Annotated in this window: 17 protein-coding genes; 16 read left to right on the forward strand and 1 reads right to left on the reverse strand. The window is 65.0% G+C overall.

Annotation, left to right across the window (positions count from 1 at the left end):
• The first annotated feature begins 95 nt into the window (after window positions 1-95).
• From MJ8_RS05080 to MJ8_RS05155, 16 genes are all read left to right on the forward strand, one after another.
• Entirely contained in the window at window positions 96-416 is a 321-nt protein-coding gene (locus MJ8_RS05080; protein WP_201413369.1) for a DUF1330 domain-containing protein, read from the forward strand.
• Between the two features lie 235 nt (window positions 417-651).
• Entirely contained in the window at window positions 652-1,569 is a 918-nt protein-coding gene (locus tag MJ8_RS05085; RefSeq protein WP_201413370.1) for a helix-turn-helix domain-containing protein, read from the forward strand.
• Window positions 1,570-1,805: 236 nt separating this feature from the next.
• Entirely contained in the window at window positions 1,806-2,825 is a 1,020-nt protein-coding gene (locus MJ8_RS05090) for a succinylglutamate desuccinylase/aspartoacylase family protein (protein ID WP_201413371.1), read from the forward strand.
• Between the two features lie 65 nt (window positions 2,826-2,890).
• Window positions 2,891-3,958, forward strand: a complete 1,068-nt coding sequence (locus MJ8_RS05095) for a branched-chain amino acid aminotransferase (RefSeq protein WP_201413372.1) — start codon at window positions 2,891-2,893, stop codon at window positions 3,956-3,958.
• A 185-nt stretch (window positions 3,959-4,143) separates the two neighbouring features.
• The gene (locus MJ8_RS05100; protein WP_201413373.1) at window positions 4,144-5,040 is read left to right on the forward strand and encodes an amidohydrolase family protein; all 897 of its coding nucleotides are present in this window, start codon (window positions 4,144-4,146) and stop codon (window positions 5,038-5,040) included.
• Window positions 5,041-5,083: 43 nt separating this feature from the next.
• Complete coding sequence (gene argE / locus MJ8_RS05105) at window positions 5,084-6,244, forward strand: acetylornithine deacetylase (protein WP_225248131.1); 1,161 nt, start codon at window positions 5,084-5,086, stop codon at window positions 6,242-6,244.
• Window positions 6,245-6,293: 49 nt separating this feature from the next.
• Window positions 6,294-7,541: an ABC transporter substrate-binding protein gene (locus MJ8_RS05110; RefSeq protein WP_201413374.1), complete on the forward strand. Its 1,248-nt coding sequence runs from the start codon at window positions 6,294-6,296 to the stop codon at window positions 7,539-7,541.
• Between the two features lie 118 nt (window positions 7,542-7,659).
• Window positions 7,660-8,385, forward strand: a complete 726-nt coding sequence (locus MJ8_RS05115) for an ABC transporter ATP-binding protein (RefSeq protein ID WP_201413375.1) — start codon at window positions 7,660-7,662, stop codon at window positions 8,383-8,385.
• Complete coding sequence (locus MJ8_RS05120; RefSeq protein WP_201413376.1) at window positions 8,382-9,173, forward strand: ABC transporter ATP-binding protein; 792 nt, start codon at window positions 8,382-8,384, stop codon at window positions 9,171-9,173. Before MJ8_RS05115 ends, MJ8_RS05120 begins: the two co-directional genes overlap by 4 nt.
• Window positions 9,170-10,057: a branched-chain amino acid ABC transporter permease gene (locus MJ8_RS05125; protein WP_201413377.1), complete on the forward strand. Its 888-nt coding sequence runs from the start codon at window positions 9,170-9,172 to the stop codon at window positions 10,055-10,057. The genes MJ8_RS05120 and MJ8_RS05125 overlap by 4 nt, the downstream gene beginning before the upstream one ends.
• A complete protein-coding gene (locus tag MJ8_RS05130) occupies window positions 10,057-11,931 on the forward strand; it encodes an alpha/beta fold hydrolase (RefSeq protein ID WP_201413378.1) in 1,875 nt (624 codons plus the stop codon). Before MJ8_RS05125 ends, MJ8_RS05130 begins: the two co-directional genes overlap by 1 nt.
• A gap of 369 nt (window positions 11,932-12,300) precedes the next feature.
• Window positions 12,301-13,554, forward strand: a complete 1,254-nt coding sequence (locus tag MJ8_RS05135) for a sarcosine oxidase subunit beta family protein (RefSeq protein ID WP_201413379.1) — start codon at window positions 12,301-12,303, stop codon at window positions 13,552-13,554.
• 14 nt (window positions 13,555-13,568) lie between these two features.
• Window positions 13,569-13,838, forward strand: coding sequence for a sarcosine oxidase subunit delta (locus MJ8_RS05140; protein ID WP_201413380.1), 270 nt, complete (start codon window positions 13,569-13,571; stop codon window positions 13,836-13,838).
• Entirely contained in the window at window positions 13,835-16,714 is a 2,880-nt protein-coding gene (locus tag MJ8_RS05145; protein WP_201413381.1) for a sarcosine oxidase subunit alpha family protein, read from the forward strand. Before MJ8_RS05140 ends, MJ8_RS05145 begins: the two co-directional genes overlap by 4 nt.
• Window positions 16,707-17,231, forward strand: coding sequence for a hypothetical protein (locus MJ8_RS05150; protein ID WP_201413382.1), 525 nt, complete (start codon window positions 16,707-16,709; stop codon window positions 17,229-17,231). Before MJ8_RS05145 ends, MJ8_RS05150 begins: the two co-directional genes overlap by 8 nt.
• Before the next feature lie 51 nt (window positions 17,232-17,282).
• Window positions 17,283-17,945 carry a TetR/AcrR family transcriptional regulator gene (locus tag MJ8_RS05155; protein ID WP_201413383.1) on the forward strand — a complete coding sequence of 221 codons (663 nt, stop codon included), beginning with the start codon at window positions 17,283-17,285 and terminating at the stop codon, window positions 17,943-17,945.
• Between the two features lie 23 nt (window positions 17,946-17,968).
• On the opposite strand, the gene MJ8_RS05160 is transcribed toward MJ8_RS05155, so the two are convergent.
• Window positions 17,969-19,996: a CocE/NonD family hydrolase gene (locus tag MJ8_RS05160; RefSeq protein WP_201413384.1), complete on the reverse strand. Its 2,028-nt coding sequence runs from the start codon at window positions 19,994-19,996 to the stop codon at window positions 17,969-17,971.
• Window positions 19,997-20,011: the final 15 nt, after the last annotated feature.

A 20,011-nucleotide genomic window follows, 5' to 3' on the forward strand; every position in this document is an offset into this window, starting at 1 on the left:
CGGTTGTACGCGCAAAATCGATAATGGCAAACGAAATTTGTCGTGAACGCGCTTTGATAAGGCTATAAGCTCGATCGAAAAGCTGCGAGGAATCCATGGCCGCCTATATGATCTGCACGATGAGGGTCAACGACCCCGAGACGTACAAGAAATACACCGCGCTCACCCCCGCCACGCTGAAGAAATACGGCGGGAAGTTCCTGACGCGCGGCGATCCGGTGACCACCTGCGAGGGCGAGACCTTCACCGACCGCATGGTCATCCTCGAGTTTCCGGACGAGGCCACAGCCCGGGCCTGGTACAACGACACCGACTATCAGGCGGCGTCGAAGTTCCGCCGCGCCTCTTCTGACCGCGGACGGATGATCCTGCAGCAGGGTCGCGGCGAAAGCGCGGCTCCCGATCCGCTCGTCTGAGCGACCAGGCCGTTGAGCCGGCAAAGTGCGTTGCATGTCGCCCAGAAGGTGCAGCGGTTCTGGGATAACGACATGCATAAACAAAAGCTTGGAGCGCGGTCCGGGGGTGGCGTCTTGCGACCCCCGGAAAAGTTCATGCTACTAACGCGAGCGGGGCAATGCGAGTTTTCCTTGAAACGCCGATGCGCTTCGGGTCGAATTTGCGAAGCGAAGTTTGGTTCCTTGGAGGCCGGTCATGAGGACCGAGAATGCGCAGGTCGCGCGGGAAGCGTATGAGAATTATGCGGAGTTCTACCGCAAGTCTTCCTATTCCGCCTTCCCCCAGCAGCATCGCACCATCGAGGGCACCGGACGCTACAGCATGATACTGGTCGAGCAGGGACGGCATGAGCTTGCCGACCCGGCCGTCGAGGAAGTCGTCATATCGACGCCGCTGTCGGCGCCGGCCTGTTCCTACGACTGGAACATGGGGGCCGGGTGGGCAGGGGGAAAGTCCCGAACCGGGGATCTCATCGTGGTGCCGCCCAATGTCGAGAGCCGTTGGCGCGTCGGCGGTCCCCGCAAGCTGGTCATCCTGGCGGTGCCGGTCGACCATGTCAGAAACCTGCTCGGCCCGGAATGTCCCGACGACCTGTCATCGGCGCTCGAGCCGCTGTCCGGATCCACGGCGCCCAACACCGTTGTGACCACGCTTCTTCAGCAGCTTTGGACGCTCGGCGATCCGGACGGTCCGCTCGGCCGCATGCTGGTGGACAGCATGGTGCTTGCGCTGATCTGCCAGGTTCTCATCCTTGCGAAAGCCGGGACTCCCCATCCGGCGACCGGCGCCTTCTCCTCCCGCGAATGGCGGCGTGTCTGCGAGTACATAGACGCCCATCTGCAGGAGGAAATCGCGCTCGCCGACCTCGCCCGTTTGGCTGGGTGGAGCGTGCGGCATTTCACGCGCATGTTCCGCCAGTCCACGGGCCAGACCCCGCACAATTTCATCGTGCTCCGGCGCGTCGAGCGCGCCAAGGATCTGCTGAGGAAACAGAAGCTGCAACTGGCCGATGTCGCGCTCACCTGCGGTTTCGCCGACCAGAGCCATTTTACCACCAGTTTCCGCAAGGCGACCGGCCTGACGCCGATGCGCTGGCGGCGCGAGCTCGTCTGAAGGGACAGGCCGGCCCGCACGGACGCCGGCCATGGCCGATCTGCGAAAGATCGGTGCATGTCTCCCGAAAGTGGGGACCGGTTTCGGGACAAAGACATGCATAAAATCAATAACTAAAGCGCATGGAACGAATCTGAAGGATTCGCGACGCGCTTTAGGCCCTATTGCGCAAGACTTGCCGTTCTCGCTCGCCCTACGCTTGCCGGTCGATGCGGAAGAAGCATGGGAGAGATGCGATGAGCGACGACAAGTCCATGATCGGAACGAATATCGACTTCGATCGCGACGGCCTGCAGACGGGCACGCTGCGGCTGCCGCATTCCGTGCATCGCTCCGCCTATGGCCACATCGCCATCCCCATCGCGGCGGCGAAGAACGGTCATGGCCCGACGGTCCTTTTGACGGGCGGCGTCCATGGCGACGAATATGAGGGTCCGATCGCGCTGGCGCGGCTCGTTCGCGAGCTCGACCTTTCCCGGCTTTCGGGACGGCTGATCGTCGTCCCAGCGGTCAACTATCCGGCCTTCGTCGCCGGCACCCGCACCTCGCCCATCGACGACATCAACCTCAATCGCACCTTCCCCGGCAAGCGCAACGGCACGGCGACGGAGATGATCGCGCATTACGTGACCACCGAGCTGCTGCCTCGCTCGGACTATCTGGTCGATTTCCACGCCGGCGGCAGCTCGCTGCAATATCTGCCGACGCTGCTCGCGCCGCGCTGGTCCGATCCCGCGCAAAAGGAGCGTCTGGAAGAATTCATCGACGCCTTCGACCCGCCGAACGTGGTCTATTTCGACAGCATCCGGGCGTTGAGCGGCGAAGACCGCGTCATCGGCAACTATGCGCACCAGAACAACGTCTTCTTCGTCACTGGAGAGTTCGGCGGCGGCTCGACGGTCAACATCGAAGGGTTGGCCGTGGTTGAGAACGGCCTTCGCTCGGTGCTGTCGCATCTGAAGGTATTGGCGCCCGCAACACCTTTGCCGAAGCGGCGCGGAAAGGTGCGCCGGCTGGTGATGGACGATCCGGGCCTCTATGCCTTCGCGCCGCGCCGGGGCTTCTTCGAGCCGCGCTTCGCGCTCGGCGACGAGGTGCCGGCCGGCGCGCTTGCCGGTCTGATCTACGATCTGGACAATCCCTGGGCCGAGCCGGTGTCCGTTCATTTCAGGCATGGCGGTTTCGCCGTCTGCATCCGCACCTTCTCGCTGGTGGAGGCCGGCGACTGCCTGGGCCATCTGGCGTCCCCGGCCTGAGCGACACCGCGGTTGCGCGGGCACGGCCCGCGGCCCTCATCGACAATCAGGATATCCATAGCATCATGCATGACATTCCCGTCACGCGCGCCGCGGCGCGCAAGCCCCTCCCGCAAGACCTCAAGGCGAGCTTCGGCGATTACTTCTCCGACCACATGTTCCAGATGGAGTATACGGAAGGACGTGGCTGGCACGACCCGCGCATCGTGCCGTTCGGCCCGCTGCAACTCCACCCCTCATCCTCCGTCATCCAATATGCCCAGTCGATCTTCGACGGGTCCAAGGGCTATCGCCGAGAGGACGGCTCGGTCCATCTTTTCCGGCCGCAGGCCCATATCGCGCGCCTCAACCGCAGCGCCGGCGAGCTGTGTATGCCGGCGGTCGATCCCGACCTCGTGCTTGCCGCGATGCGCAAGTTGATCGATCTTGATCGCGACTGGGTGCCGGCCAAGCGTGGCAACGCCATCTATGTGCGCCAGACCATGGTGGGGACCGAGGGCTACATGGTGGTGCGGCCTTCCAGCACCTACACCTATCTCATCTTCCTCTGCCCCGTCGGCTCTTACTACTCGGAGGGCGCCGGCCCGGTCCGCATCCTCGTCTCCGAGACGCGCGTGCGCGCGGCCAAGGGCGCGATCGGCTCGGCCAAGGCCGGCGCCAACTATGCCGCCAGCCTCAAGGTGGGCCGCGAGGCCGCCGCGGCCGGCTTCAGCCAGGTTTTGTGGCTGGACAGCGTCCAGCGCCGCTATCTGGAGGAGGTCGGCACCATGAACATCATGGTGAAGATCGGCGGCCGCATTCTCACGCCGCCATTGAGCGATTCGATCCTGCCGGGCATCACGCGCCACAGCGTGCTCACGCTCATGCGCGACTGGGGCATGGAGGTGGCCGAGGCGCCCATCGACATCGAGGACGTCGTGGCGGCATCGAGGGCCGGCACGCTGGAGGAGATGTGGGGCGTCGGCACGGCCGCCGTGATCTCTCCCGTGGGTGAGCTCGCCTGGCGCGGCGAAAAGATCGTCGTCAACGGCGGCCGGACGGGGCCGGTGGCGGCGAAGCTGTTCGAGCACCTGACGGGCCTGCATGCCGGGACCGTGCCCGACAGGCATGGCTGGTCGGTCGCTGTCGACTGAGATGGATGCCGGTGGAGTCCTTTCTGCGAAATCGTGTCCCGGAAAGACAATACCGGCATTTTTGTTGCAATCACTATGACTGCTTGAGTTGCGGACCGGACAGGGACGGTTAGCATGCGGGTTCCGGTAGGAGTCGTGAACGCTGACCTTCCCGGTTTGGCCGCGTCTCCACACCGGGAGTATTCATGTATTCGGGACCGATCATCGATTCGCACCATCACCTGTGGGACCTTTCCATGGGCAAGCATCCATGGCTGCTGCCCACGGACCCTTCCGTGCAGGCGGTAGCCGGTCTTTCCGAGATCGCCACCAATTATCTGGTGGACGATTATGTCCGCGATTCCAGCGGCCATAATATCGTCGCCACGGTGCATATCGAGGCGTTGTGGGCCGGCGATCCGGTGGGGGAGACCCGCTGGCTGGAAACCCTGGACAAGTCGAAGGGCGTGGCCTCGCGTTACGTGGGCGGCGCTTCGCTGGGCAAGCCGGAGGCGGCGGACGCCATCGCGAGACAGGCGGCGTTCGACCGGATGACCGGCATCCGGGGTATTTTGAGCTGGCACCCGGACCCCAAGAAATGCTTCGTGACCGATCCCGAGCTCGGGCGCAACCCGCAGTGGCGCCGCGATATCGCCCGGCTGCAGGAGCATGGGCTCAATCTCGAGCTGATGATGTATCCCTACCAGGCCGGCGTCGTGCGGGAGATCGCCGAGGCGCTTCCCGGCCTGCAGATCATCATCAATCATTGCGGCAGCCCGATCGACCGCGATCCGGAAGGCATGCAGCGCTGGCGCGACGGCCTGAAGCACATCTGCGCCTGTCCCAACATCGCCATCAAGATTTCGAACCCGGGCGCCTACGACCACAACTGGACGCTGGAAAGCGTTCGCGACGTCGCCATGCATTGCATCGACTGTTTCGGCACCGAGCGCAGCATGTTCGGCACGGATTATCCGGTCTCGAAGATCCAGATGAGCTTCGACCAGATCTACGACACCTTCAAGAAGATCGCCGCCGTCCTGTCGCCTCAGGAGCAATCGCGATTGTTCCACGACAACGCCAAGCGCTTTTACCGGCTGTGACCGGCAATCACCGCTGTTTCGAACCGGCGAACCAGGACTGATAATGACACATTCTTCCGCGATCGAACTCTTGGGCCGGCTGGTCGGGTTCAACACCGTCAGCAGCCGGTCGAATCTGGAGGCGATCGACTTCATCAAGGCCTACCTTGCCGGTTTCGGGGTGCAGAGCGTCATCATCCCCGACGCGACCGGCACCAAGGCCAACCTGCTCGCCACGATCGGGCCGGCCGACCGTCCGGGCTATGTGCTGAGCGGCCATACCGATGTCGTCCCGGTCGAGGGGCAGGAGTGGTCGCGCGACCCGTTCAACATGTGGCGTGACGGCGACAGGCTCTATGGCCGCGGCACGTCGGACATGAAGGGTTTCATCGCCTGCGCGCTGGCCGGCGTACCCGCCATGCTGGAGAAGCCGCTTGCCGCCCCCATCCATCTGGCCTGGTCCTATGACGAGGAGGTCGGATGCCTGGGCGTGCACGGCATCATCGAGCACATGGCGAAGACCTTGCCGCCGCAGCTTGCCGTCTTCGTCGGCGAGCCGACCGGCATGGGCGTTGTCGGCGGCCATAAGGGAAGCGCCGGCCTGCTCACCACGGTGACAGGCAAGGCCTGCCATTCGTCTCGCCCCGACCTCGGCGTGAACGCCATCTTCCACGCCATGGACCTGATGGGAGAATTGCGCTCCTACGCGAACGAACTTCGTTCTGCCCCCGAGGCCGACTCGCCGTTCGAGGTGCCCTACACGACGGTGAGCGTCGGCGTCGTCCAGGGCGGCACGGCGCGCAACGCCATACCGGGCGATTGTGCCTTCCAGTGGGACATCCGCGCCACACGCAGCGGCGTGCTGGAGACGCTGGTGAACAGGTTTCGGGCGTTCAGCGACAGCAAGGTCGTTCCGGCCATGAAGGAAGGCTTCGCCGGCTCCGCCGTGGTGACCAATATCGCCTATGACGTTCCGCCCTTCATTCCCGACGCGGGCTCGCACGCCGAAACGCTTGCCAAACGTTTTGCCGGCCGCAACGAGGTGACGGCCGTGAACTATGGGTCCGAAGCCGGCATCTTCCAGTCCGCCGGCATGTCGACCATCATCTGCGGTCCGGGGCGCGACAGCGAAGCGCACATAACCGACGAATGGATCGCCGTCGAGCAGCTCGAACGTTGTGTCGGCTTCGTCGACCGGCTGATTGACCATGCGCGTCATGCCTGAAAAGGGCCTGCCGCGAAGACTGAACATCGCAAAAATGGGGAATGATCTCATGCAGAGGGGACTACTGAGACAATTGCTTCTTGTCGGCGCGCTAAGCGCGTCGGCCCTGGGCACGGCAATGGGCGCGGCGGCTGCCGACGTCGTCAAGATCGGCGTGCTCGCGCCGCTTTCCGGACCTTCGGCCTCCGACGGCGCGGACTTCGTCAAGGGCGTGGAACTCGCCGTCGACGAGCGGAACGCCAAGGGCGGCGTGGCCGGCCACACGTTCGAGATCGTCTCGGCGGACGTCAAGGACGGATCGCCCGACAATGTCAGCAGCGCGGCGCAGCGCCTCATCAACACGGAAGGCGTGCAGGTCGTGCTGACCGGCTATGCGAGCCTGTCGCTCTTCGAGGTCGATCTCTTCGCCGACGCCAACATGCCCTACATCTCGTCCGGCCCGTCCGGTTCGTTTGCCGGCATCGTGAGCAAGGACCCGGGCAACTACAATTGCTGCTGGTCGCTGTCGCCGTCCTACAAGGGCTACGAGACGGACGTGCTTCCGCTGGTGGAAGGGCTGATCGCCGACGGCAAGTTCAAGCCGGCGGGCAAGAAGCTGGCGATGATCTCGTCCGACAATCCTTATTCCAAGGTCATCTCGGAAGGCATGAAGAAGTCCTTCTCCGCCGCCGGCTGGACCGTGACCGTGGATGAGATGGTGCCGTTCGGCCCCGTCAACGACTGGCGCGCCATCCTTGCCAAGGTGCGGCAGGACCCGCCCGACCTCGTGGTCAACACCGATTATCAGCCCTCGAACTCCGCCCTGTTTCTGAAACAGTTCCTGGAACAGCCGACCCAGAGCCTGGTGTTCCTGCAATACGCGCCGTCGGTGCCCGAATTCGTCGACCTGACCAAGGAACAGTCGAACGGCGTCCTCTACAACCTGATCGGCGGCGCCATCGACTCGCCCGGCTGGCCGCGCGGACAGGAAGTGCTGAAGAAATACCAGGACAAGTTCAAGGTCGCCTCCGGCGTCTACGGCTCGGCCCTCTACGAAGAGGCGGAGATGTATTTCGCGGCGCTGGAGAAGGTCGGCGATCCCAAGGATCACGACGCGATCGGCAAGGCGCTCGGCGAAACCAAGGTCGACGCCGCGCCGGGGCCGGTCGAATTCGACCAGGCGACTCATCTTGCCGTGCAGGACGAGAACCACATTCCGGTGACCTTCTACCAGATCTGGGACGGCAAGCGCTTCCTGATCGGGCCGAAGAAATACGCGACTGGCGATTTCAAGCTTCCGCCTTGGATCAAGCAGTAGCAGAAGCCTTCCGGTCGGCACCCGAAATGTTCGATGTGCCGGCGCGACCTGTCGCGCCGGCGCTTTTTCCCGGCGCCGAAGCCCAACAGCGCTCCGCTTTCGTCAAAGCAGTCTTCGCATGATCCTTACGGCCGAAAATCTCACCAAGTCCTTCGGCGGCTTGCGCGCCGTGGGGGGCGTCAGCTTTGCGCTGGCCGAGAACGAAATACTCGGCGTCGCCGGGCCGAACGGCAGCGGCAAGAGCACACTGTTCAACATACTGACCAACATCCCCTTTCCGGCCGACAGCGGTCGCGTCGTTTTCGATGGCAGGGAAATCCAGAACGTGGCCCCGGAGGAGGTGAGCCGTTCCGGCATCGCCCGCACCTTCCAGCGCGAAAGCATCTTCACCTCGCTGAGCGCTATCGACAACGTGCTGGTGGCCATCGAGCATAGTGGCAAGCGGCAGGGGCAGAAAGAGAATGAGGCCGCTGCGATCGGGGTGCTCGACATGGTGGGCTTTCCCCAGACCCTGCACAATGCGCCGACCGCAACGCTCCCCATCTTCTTCCGCAAGATACTGATGATAGCCAGCGCCCTGGCCATGTCGCCGCGCGTGCTTTTGCTCGACGAGCCGGCGTCGAGCCTGACGCCCGGCGAGATCGAACATATGAAGGCGCTCATTCTCGGGCTGCGCCGGCGCGGCATCGCCATCCTGCTCATCGAGCACGTCCTGCCGCTGCTGATGGCCGTCTGTGACCGGCTTATCGTCCTCGACCAGGGCCGGGTGATCGCCCAGGGGCTCCCCTCCGAAGTCGTTGCCGATCCGAAAGTGGTCGAAGCCTATCTGGGGCAGGCACGATGACGGACACGCTTCTCCTCGATGTCAGGGGCCTCGATGGCGGCTACGAGCCGCTGCAGATCTTCCGCAAGATCGACCTTTCGCTGGTGCAGGGCGCCAGCGTGGGGTTGTTCGGCCCGAACGGCCACGGCAAGACGACCTTCCTGAGGACCCTGTCCGGTATCATCGATCCGTGGGATGGGGACATTTTCTTCGACGGTGTCCAGCTCAACCGTCCGGGCGCGCGCGGCAGCAGGCGCTGGCGCAATTTCAACTACGACGCCATAACCCGGCGCCGGATGGATCCGAAAGCGGTGGCGCGCGCCGGGCTGATCCATGTCCCGCAGGGAAACCTGCTGTTTCCGGACATGACCGTCGCCGAAACGCTGTCGATCGCACCCTATGCCTCCCGCGGGCGCGCCAATGCGGCGGAGACGCTGGACAAGGTCTTCCGGCTCTTTCCCCGGGTGCACGAGCGGCTCGGCCACAAGATACGCTTCCTTTCGGGCGGCGAGCGCCAGATGGTGGCCATCGGCGTCGGGCTGATGGCGGCGCCGAAGCTACTCATCCTCGACGAGCCGACGCTGGGACTGTCGCCCAAGCTGCGCGGGGAACTCGCTTCGGCGATCCAGACCATCCGGGAATCCGGCGTGCCGCTGATCGTGGTCGATCAGGACATCGCCTTCCTCGAGGAGCTGATCGACACGCTCTACCTGTTCGACCACGGCCGCATCTCGCGCCGCATCGAGAAGGCCGACATGCCGACGCATGAAGAGATCATGAACCTGATGTTCGGCGAGGATCACCATTGACCCTTGAGACGCTTAACCTGATCCTGCTTGGCGGCATCGTGCTGGGCGCGCTCTATGCGCTGATGGCGACCGGGCTGGCGCTCGTGTGGACGACGCTCGGCATCTTCAATTTCGCCCACGGCACGTTCATTGCGCTCGGCGCCTATATTGCCTGGCAGATCGCCAGCACCGAGGCCTCGGGCGCCGGCCTGCTGGCCGGGGCGGCGGTCTCCATCATCGGCATGTTCGTCATCGGTATGCTGGTCTACTATCTCCTCATCAAGCCTTTCGAACGAAACCCGGACATCGTGGTGAAATCCGTCATCACCACGCTCGCGGGCGCCACCATCCTGGAAAACGTCATCAATCTCGTCTGGGGGCCGCGCAACAAGCAGCTCTCTCCGCTGCTCGGCGGCGACATGTCGATGCTCGGCATCACCATATCCCGCAACGAGATGGCGGTGGTGGCGCTGGCGCTGGTCATCCTGGCGGCGCTCGGCGTGTTCCTGCAGCGCGCGCCGCTTGGCCGCGCCATGCGCGCCGTGGCGCAGAACCGTGAGGCGGCGCAACTCATGGGCATCGATGTCGAGCGGCTCTACGCGATCGCCTTCGGCCTGTCGGCGGCGCTGGCGGCACTGGCCGGCATCCTGATCGGCTCCACCCGCTTCATGAACCCCTCGATGGGCTCCGACCCGCTGATGAAAGCGCTGATCGTGGTGATCTTCGGCGGCATCGCGCGCTTCACCGGCCCGATCTACGCGGCCTTCATCGTTGGCTTGCTCGAGGCGGTCATGACCTACCTCGTCGGCCTCTACTGGAGCCCGACGGTGCTTTTCGCCATCATGATCGTCGTGCTTGTCGCCAAGCCAGAAGGCCTGTTTGGCCGATACAGGAAATCCGTCTGATGCGGTACAGCCCGTCCTTCGCCCGCAGTTCCGGGCTGATCCCGGTCCTGATCGTCCTGGCCGTGCTTGCGCTCGTGCCGCTGCTTTCATCGAGCATGTATCTGCGGCATCTCCTGGTGCTGGCCTTCGTGTTCGGCATCGTCGCCTCGAGCTGGGACCTTAGCCTTGGGTATGGCGGCCTGTTCAATTTCGCCCATGTCGCGCTCTTTACCATTGGCACCTATGCGTTCGGACTCGTCGGCCAGACCCTCGGCCTGTCGCCATGGCTGGGCATAGCCTTCGCCGGTATCGCCGCGGGGCTTGTCGCGGCTCTCATAACGCTGCCCATCCTGAGGCTTTCAGGCATCTACATCATCCTGGTGACCATCGCCGCCTCACAGGTGCTCTACCAGATCATCATCAGCCAATCCGACATAACCGGCGGCACGTCGGGCATGGTGAGCCTGCCGGCGCTCGAGCTCTTCGGCTACCGCTTCAACCGCGGCGGCAAGGTCGGTTATTATTACCTGGCCCTGCTGATGCTGGTGGCCTCCACCATCATCCTCTACAAGATCACCCGCTCGCGTTTCGGCCGCGCCATCGTGGCCATGCGCGACCACAAATATTACGCCATCTCGCGCGGCATGTCCGAAACGCGCACCCGGCTGTTCACGCTGACGGTGAGCGCGGCGCTGAGCGGCGTGGCCGGCGGCTTCTACGGCTCCTACATGCGGGTTGCCTCTCCCGACAATTTCGGCCTCGGGCTGCTCGGCCTGCTGCTCTCGATGCTTTTGCTCGGCGGCGCCGGAACGATCTGGGGCCCTATCCTTGCGGCCTTCTTCGTGACCATGGTGTCGGAGGTCTTCGCCGCCTACGGCGCCTGGCGCAACATCATCATGTCGCTGTTGCTGATCGTCATCCTGATCTTCTATCCGGGCGGGCTGTGGGCATTGCTGCAGACGCTTCGCGAAGCGCTCGACGTGGCGCGCTCGCAGACGACGGCCAGGCTGCGCCGCCGCTTCGGTCTCGCCCAACGTGAAGCGATGACCGGAGCGCGTGAGACGATGGTCGCCACCCGCCATGGCAGGATCGCCGTTGCGGACACCGGCGGCGACAAGCCGGCGCTTCTCCTCGTCCACGGCAACTCCTCCGCCAAGGAGGTGTTCGCCAACCAGTTCAAGGCGCTCCGCGACCGCTATCGGGTCATCTCCTTCGACCTGCCGGGCCATGGCGTGTCCGACAATGCCGATCCGGAAAAGGACTATAGCGTCGAGGCCTTCGCCGACGTCGCCGAAGACGTGCTGAAGGCGCTCGGCGCGGCAAACCCTTTTGTGTTCGGATGGTCGCTGGGCGGGTATATCGCCATCGAGCTCGCGGCCCGCGGCTATCCCGTGCGGGCGCTTGCCATTTCGGGCACGCCGCCGCTCAGGGTCGTTCCGGAAGATGTCGGCCGCGCCTATGACGCGACCAGCCATTTCGTTCTTGCGAGCAAGACCTTCCTGTCGCCGGCCGAGAGCCGCGACTTCGCCGCTTCGACGACCGGCCCGAAGACGGCGGAGACGCTTCACTTCCACCGAGCCGTGCGAAGGACCGACGGGCGCGCCCGCGCCTACACGCTGGGCAAGCTCCAGATCGTCGACTGGCCGCGACAGATGCGGTTCCTGCGTTCGAGTGCGGTGCCGTTCGCCATCCTGAACGGCTCGGACGATCCGTTCCTGAACCATCAGTATTTCCGGGAATTGAAGCTTGAGCAGTGGACCGGCGAGCCGGACGACATCCAAGGCGGCAAGCACGCGCCCTTCCTGCTGAAGCCGGCGATCTTCAACGAAAAGCTCGCCGCTTTCCTGCAGGCCGCCGAAGCAACAAGCCGGCATGGCGCCGACGCGGTCGCCTGATATCCAGACCGGAAACCTGCAAGGAGAGCCGGGCGCAACCAAAGAGCTCCAGCCTCCGGGAGCCCTGCTTGCGGGCGCTTTCGCTTCACTCCACCGAGCGCGTGCCGGAGTGGCTCTGACGAGCGAGCCGGCGCCTGCAGGATCGAACATCTTCGAAATCTGTGAAAGGCGTTGAAGCCCGTCATACGCTTTGAATGGACACAGGTGTACATTCGCGCTAGATGTGCGCTCGGCTTTGCTTTGGGATGTTCGGCACCAACAGCAAAGCAGGTATAAGGGGCAATCGATGCACATGTTCGAGCTGGGGACACGGCGGCCAGGTCCTTGCGGTGGAGCGACGTCTCCGGCCTGCGACGACGGTTTGCGCGCATGACGAGGCAGTACTCGGCGCTTTCGCTCTTCAAGGAAGGCATCGCCGGCCAGACCGGCTGGGAAAAGGCCTGGCGCTCTCCCGACCCGAAACCGCGCTACGACGCGATCATCATCGGCGGCGGTGGGCACGGGCTTGCCACCGCCTATTACCTGGCGAAGAATCACGGCGTCACCAATGTCGCGCTGCTCGAGAAGGGCTGGATCGGCGGCGGCAATACCGGCCGCAACACCACGGTGGTGCGGTCGAACTACTTCTACCCTGAAAGCGCGGCGATCTACGGGCTGGCTCACAGCCTCTACAAGACGTTGTCGACGGACCTGAACTACAATGTGATGTTTTCGGCGCGCGGCATCCTCACCCTCGCGCACAGCGAAGCGGGAATGGAAACCGCCGCGCGGTCGGTCAACGCCATCCAGGTCAACGGCATCGACTGCGAACTGTTCTCGGTCGAGGATGTGCGGCGCGTCGTGCCGATCTACAATTTCAGCCCGGACACACGCTTCCCCGTCTATGGCGGCACCTGGCAGCCGAGCGGCGGCACCGCCCGCCACGACGCCGTCGCCTGGGGCTATGCGCGTGCGGCGAGCCGTCTCGGCGTCGACATCATCCAGAACTGCGAGATCACCGACTTCATCATCGAGAACGGGCGCTGCCGCGGCGTCGTCACCTCGCGCGGCGCTATCCGGGCCGAGCGTACGGGCATGGCGGTCGCCGGTCATTCGTCGGTGCTGGCGGCGAAAGCCGGTTTCCGGCTGCCGGTCAATTCCTACGCGCTGCAGGCCTGCGTGTCCGAACCGGTCAAGCCGATCATCGACACGGTGGTGATCTCGCCGGACACGGGCGTCTATGTCAGCCAGTCGGATAAGGGTGAACTGGTGATCGGCGGCGCGCTTGACCGCATCCCGTCCTACGGCCAGCGCGGCAACCTGCCGGTGCTGGAAGGCGTAATCGCCGGCATGCTCGAGATGTTCCCGATCTTCGGCCAGTTGAAGATGATGCGGCAATGGGCCGGCATCGTCGACGTCGTCCCGGATTCTTCGCCCATCATCGGCGAGTCGCCGCTGCCCGGCCTGTTCCTCAACTGCGGCTGGGGCACGGGCGGCTTCAAGGCGATTCCCGCCGGCGGCACGCTGCTTGCCCATCTGCTTGCCACCGGCAGGCATCACGACATCAGCCGTCCCTTCGATCTCGACCGCTTCGCCCGCGGCCGTCTGATCGACGAGGCCGCCGGCTCCGGCATTGCCCATTGAAGGTTTAGAACAAAATGCAGCTCTTTCCCTGCCCCTTCTGCGGGCCGCGCGAAGAAAGCGAATTCCATTATGGCGGCGAGGCCGGCAATCTGAGGCCAGACGGCAGTGATGTGACCGCCGAGCGCTGGGCCGGTTATCTCCATATGCGCGACAATCCGAAAGGACCGGCCCGCGAGATCTGGGTGCATCTGACCTGCGGCGAGTTCTTCGCGATGAGCCGCGACAGCGTCAATCACAAGGTGTCCGGCTCGTCCGTGCTTGGCGAAGCGGAGCACGGACGATGAGCGCTTCCCGTCTCGCAACCGGTGGCAGCGACATCGATCGCGACCATCCGCTGAGCTTCACCTTTGACGGCAGGCGCGTGCAGGGTTTCGCGGGCGACACGATCGCCTCCGCCTTGCTCGCGAGTGGCCAGGCAATCGTCGGCCGTAGCTTCAAATATCATCGCCCGCGCGGCATCTGGGGCTCCGGCGTCGAAGAGCCCAACGCGTTGGTCGATGTCGAGAGCGCGGCGGGCGGCGTGCCGAATGCCCGCGCCACGACCGTAAAAGCCGTGGAAGGCACGAAGGTCAGGAGCGTCAACGCTTCGCCGACGGCCGAGAACGACCGCAACGCCGTTCTGGATCGCTTTGCGCGCTTCCTGCCCGCCGCCTTCTACTACAAGACCTTCATGTGGCCGGACTGGCACCTGTTCGAGCCGCGCATCCGCGCCATGGCAGGACTTGGCGTCGTCGATCCAGACTGGCAGCCGCGTCAGGTCTCGGACCAGGTCAACCATCATTGCGATGTCCTTGTGGTCGGCGCCGGGCCGGCCGGCCTTGCCGCGGCAGCCAGCGCGGCGGCGGCTGGGCACTCGGTCGTGCTGGCCGACGACCGGGCGCATCCCGGCGGGTCGCTGCGCCATCGCGCCGGCGAAGTCGATGGCATCGAGGGTAGGGCGTGGGTCGAGGCGACGGTTGCCAGGCTGAAGGATGGCGGCCAGCTGGTGCTGAGCGAGACGACCGCTTTCGGCCTCTACGACCACAATCTGGTCGCGCTCAACCAACGCCACTCCGACGGCCGGCCGGACACGCTGTGGCGTGTGCGGCCCCGCCGCATCGTGCTTGCGACGGGCGCGATCGAACGGCCCGTGCCGTTCGCCAACAACGACCTGCCCGGAATCCTGTCCGCTGATGCCGCGCTCAGCTATCTGCGCCGGCATGGCGTGCTTGTCGGCCGGGAAATCGTCGTCGCGACCAACAACGACAGCGCCTATGAGCCGGCCTCGGCGTTGGCCGCGGCCGGCGCTTCGGTGACGGTGGTCGACTGCCGGCGCGACGACGCTGCGCAAGCGAAGGGCGGTATTCGCGTCCTGGCGGGTCGTACCATCACGGCGGCGCGCGGTCGCAACGCCGTCCAGGGTGTCCTGCTGGACGATAGCACGGTGCTTGCCGCCGACTGCGTTCTCGTCTCCGGCGGCTGGACACCCACCGTGCACCTGTTCTCGCAGGCGAAAGGCAAGCTCGCCTGGAGCGATCAGCTGGCGGCCTTCATTCCCGGCGAAACCATCGACGGGATCGGCGTCGCCGGCGCCGTGGCCGGCACGGTCTCGCTTTCGGAGGCCTTGGCCGGCGGCGTCGCGGCCGTTGGCGACTTCGGCTCGTCGTCGGCCGCGCCTCGCGGTACGGGAGCGGAAGCAACGCTTGGCGTCGTCAGCCTGTGGCCGAAGCCCAAGGCCAGGGGTCGCGTCTGGATCGACTACCAGAGCGACGTCACCGCCAAGGATGTCGAGCTGGCGGCGCGGGAGAACTTCGTCTCGGTCGAGCACCTGAAGCGCTACACCACGCTCGGCATGGCGACCGACCAGGGCAAGACCTCGAACTTGAATGGGTTAGCGCTGCTGGCGGACATCACCGGGCGCGGCATGGCGGAAGTCGGCACCACGACCTACCGGCCGCCCTTCACGCCTGTCCCGTTCGCCAGCCTTGCGGGAGCGCGCCGGGGCAGCATGCACGCTCCGGTCCGCCGTCTGCCGCTGGAGGCAAACCATCGCGCCGCAGGCGCCGTGTTCCAGGAATATGGCGGATGGCTGAGGCCTGCCTACTATGGTGGCGGTGAAGCCGGTGCCTCGATCCAGGACGAGGCGCGGCGGGCCCGGCAATCCGTGGCGCTCTTCGACGGCTCGACGCTGGGCAAGATCGAGGTGATCGGCCCGCGCGCGGCCGAGTTTGTCGACTTCATCTATTACAACACCATGTCGACCCTGAAGCCGGGCCATTGCCGCTACGGCTTCATGCTGTCTGAAAATGGCGTCGTCTTCGATGACGGCGTCCTGGTTCGTCTCGACGAGCATCGCTTCATCGTCTCCTGCTCGTCCTCGCATGTCGCCGCGGTCCACGCGCGCCTCGAGGAGTGGCGGCAGGACCGCTTTGGCCGCGATGCGGTCTATATCCACAACGCCACCGCGCAATACGCCACCTTGACGGTGTCGGGTCCGAATGCGCGCCAGGTCGTCGAAGCGCTCGATCTGGGCGCGGCACTGGATGACGCCAGCCTGCCGCACATGGCGGTCGCCGCTGGCCGCTTTGCCGGAGACGAGGTGCGCATCGCGCGTGTCTCCTTCACCGGCGACCGCAGCTACGAGATCTCAATCCGAGCCGATCGGGCGGAGGCGCTCTGGGCAAGGATGCGGCAGGAGGGCCGCGCCTTCGACGCCGTGCTGCTTGGGCTCGAATCGCTGATGATCCTGCGCGCCGAGAAGGGCTACATCGTCATCGGCAAGGACACCGACGGAACCACAATGCCGCACGATCTCGGCGTCGCCGGACCGCGGACCAAACGCGCCAGCGAGTTCGTCGGCCGGCGCTCGCTTTTCACGGAAGCGGCAAACAGCACGGACCGCAATCAGCTCGTCGGCCTTGCGCTGCGCGAAGGCGAGGCGCCGCTGGCGACCGGCGCGCATGGCGTCGAGAAGCGCGACGGCCGGCTCAGAAGCATCGGCTTCGTCACCTCCAGCTACCGGAGCCCGACCCTGGGACGCCCGGTTGCGCTCGCGCTCATCGAGCGGGGAGCGGCGCGGCACGGCGAAACCATCGACGTTCAACACCTGGGTGTCGTGCGGCGGGCGACGATTGTCGCGCCCTGCGCCTTCGATCCGGAGGGGAGGCGGCTCCATGCGTAACCTTGCCGAAAAATGGCCGGCGGCGCCCGACTGGGCGAGCGCCACGCTCAGCAAAGGCAGCGTCAGCGTGCGGACGGTTGGCGGGCTGAACCAGCTTCTGGTCAGCGGCGACCTCGCTGCCTGGTCGAAGGCGTCAAGGCTCGCCGGCGAAGGCGTAGGCGCCGGCGCAATCGCCAGCGGCGACAGATACATGGTGCGGATCGCGCGCGACCGCCTCCTTGCCGTCGGCGAACAGCCGTTCCCCGTTGCCGCCGGTTGGCACGCGGCCGGTTTCGCGGCCACGGTCATGGATGCCGGACTCCACGTGTTCGAGATCGAGGGGTCGGATGTGGAGCGCCTGATCGCCAGGGGCACGGCGCTCGATCCGGCAGCGGCAAGCCGCTCGGCTTCGATTCTTTTCGCCGGCGTCGGCGTTCTCTTCTACCGGTTCGGCACCCCCGATCGGGTGCGTCTCCACGTCGACCGGGGCCTTGCTCCCTATCTCTGGGAGTGGCTCGAACAGGTGCAAGTGTTGTAGCGTGGTGGTTTCAGGTCTATCTAGCCGGCGTTCAAACTTGGCCGGTACGCTATGCTCTCCGATTCCAATGCTGATGAAGTCGTGCGGCGGTCCGGTCTGATCGGCAACACCAAGGTGACGCGCGAGGACTGGATGAGCCTCGCGCTGGAGACGTTGATCTCCGAGGGCGTGGAAGCCGTGCGCGTGCTTGCGCTCGGGCAGAAGCTGAACGTCTCGCGTTCCAGTTTCTACTGGTACTTCGAGAGCCGCCAGGACCTGCTCGACCAATTGCTGGACTACTGGCGCAACAACAACACCCGTTTCATCGTCGAGCAGGCCGGACGGCCGGCCACGTCGATCACGCAGGCGGTGCTCAATGTCTTCGAGTGCTGGCTGGATGAGAAGCTGTTCAATCCGCGGCTGGATTTCGCCGTGCGCGCCTGGTCGCGCCAGTCCGCCGAAGTGCATCGGATCGTCAACGAGGAAGACGACACGCGGGTCGACGCCATACGGGCGATGTTCTCACGGCACGGTTATGCCGAGACGGAAGCGTTCGTGCGGGCGCGCGTGCTCTATTTCACGCAGATCGGCTATTACTCGCTCGAGATCGTCGAGCCGGTAAGCAACCGTCTTTTCTTGACCCCGGCCTACCTGCTCACGCATACCGGCAAGGAACCTCGCGCAGGGGAGGTCGAGGCCTTCGCCGAAAAGATGCTGCTGAAAAGCCCCGGCTGACCGGTCCCCCGCCCGCGACCACGTCAATTCAGGTCTCGTGGAAATTCCTTGACCTCCTCGCGATCGACCACGACCTCATCACCGGCGCGCGCGACGAGATGCGTTTCCATGCGCCAGACATCGCGCAACGCACGCACCGTGGCGGATACCGAAACGCGAGCGTTCCAGTCGCCGCGCGAATAGGTCTTGTCCCAGGTCACGGTTCCGCGCGCAGAGTTCGGATCGTCCGGATGGACGGTGAAGATCTCGGTCTGTCGCTGCGACAGGGTCATGCCGGTGTGGGGATGGTGCACCGTTCCCGCGTCGCTGACGATCGTGTAGGTGGATTCCCCGGTGATCTGGTCCGTGGTTACCTCGCGCCGGAAAGGCTCGCCCGCCTTGATCACCTCCTGAGCCATCGGCGTGGCGCTTTCCGGTCCCTTGAATTCCGGGAGCGTCTTGTCGAGCGGCTGCGGCTTGCGCACCGGCAGGATCAGCCTGCTTCCGGCACAATGGATCGACAGCGTCGCGTTCTCCGGTCCCGGGAAGACGATCGGCCAATGCCCGGTGGCGATGGCGAGCCGGATGCGCTGGCCCTTCTCGAAGCGCTGGCCGCAGCAGCGCAATTTGAGGCGCACCGTCTCGGCCTCGCCCGGTGTCATCGGCTTGAGATCGAGATCGTCATGCCTGTGGGTGAGATTGAGGATGCCGTAGCTGACGCGCGAGGCGGCACCGTCTTCCAGCACCAATGACAGGGTCGCCGAGATCAGCGCGACCGGTTTGTCCGAGGCGAGCTTCACCTCGAATTCCGGGAAGCCGAGGATCTCCACGGCTTCCTTCAGCGGCTCGGTCTCGAAGACGAGCGCATTGCCGGCTTCCATGCGCTGGTCGACCGGCAAGGTCGGCAGCACGCCGTAGCCACACCACGCGCCGGACGAGAGCCCCGCCGTGGAGGGCGAGCGGATCGTCAGCACGTCGTCGCTGCCGGCGTCCTCGGCAAGTTTGCCGGGCGAGAGCGCGAGCGTATATTCGCCGACGCCAGGTCCCGGCCAGGACGGCTCGGCCACCCAGCGCCCGGGACGCTCGTCATAGATCGCGGCCGGTGCCGCCGGTTCCTGCATCCAGGCGCGCAGCATAGGTTCGTCGGCGATGCCTGTGTCGATGCCCTTGAGATACTGGTCCCACCAGCGCAGGCATTCCTGGAGGAAGCCCATGCGCGGCCCGGGCATGGCGAAGTGCGGGTATTTGTGGCCCCACGGGCCGATCAGTCCCTTGCGGATACCCGGCAGATGTTCAAGCATACGGAAGATCGGGTTCGGATAACCGTCCGCCCAGCCGCCGACCGCATAGACCGGGATCTCGACGTCCGCGTAATCCTCGCAGATCGAGCCGTGCTTGTAGAAGTCGTCGCGGCGCTGGTGCTCGAACCAGTCCTGCATCCAGATGCCGTTGCCTTCGAGGCGCCCCTCCCACAGCTCGCGCCAACGGTCGCCGACGATCAGCGGATCGGGCGGCGTCATGGCGATCGCCCAGGCGGTCGTGCCCCACATCAGATTGTCGCACATCTGCGCGCCGCCGAGATAGTGGACGTCGTCGTTGTAACGGTCGTCGGTGGAGCAGAGCGAGATCACCGCCTTCAGCGCCGGCGGGCGGCGGGCGGCAACCTGGAGCCCGTTGAAGCCGCCCCAGCTGATGCCGATCATGCCGACCGCGCCCGAGCACCAGGGCTGCTTCGCCAGCCATTCGATGACGGCGAGACAATCGTCCTGTTCCTGCTTCAGATATTCGCCCTTGCAGACGCCTTCGCTGTCGCCGGTGCCGCGCATGTCGACACGCACGCCGGCATAGCCGTGGCCGGCGAAATAAGGATGGGTGAGCGCATCGCGCTCCACCGTTCCGTCGCGCTTGCGGTAGGGCAGGTATTCGAGGATGGCCGGCACCGGATCGGCTTCGGCGTCCTGTGGTAGCCAGATGCGCGCGGCGAGCTTCACGCCGTCCGGCATCGGGATCCACAGGTTCTCGATCTCGCGGACCTTGCGCGGGAAATCGGTGACCACGCGGATGTCTTTCATCGGACGGACCTTCTC

This window comes from Mesorhizobium sp. J8 (assembly GCF_016591715.1).
Classification (GTDB): Bacteria; Pseudomonadota; Alphaproteobacteria; order Rhizobiales; family Rhizobiaceae; genus Mesorhizobium.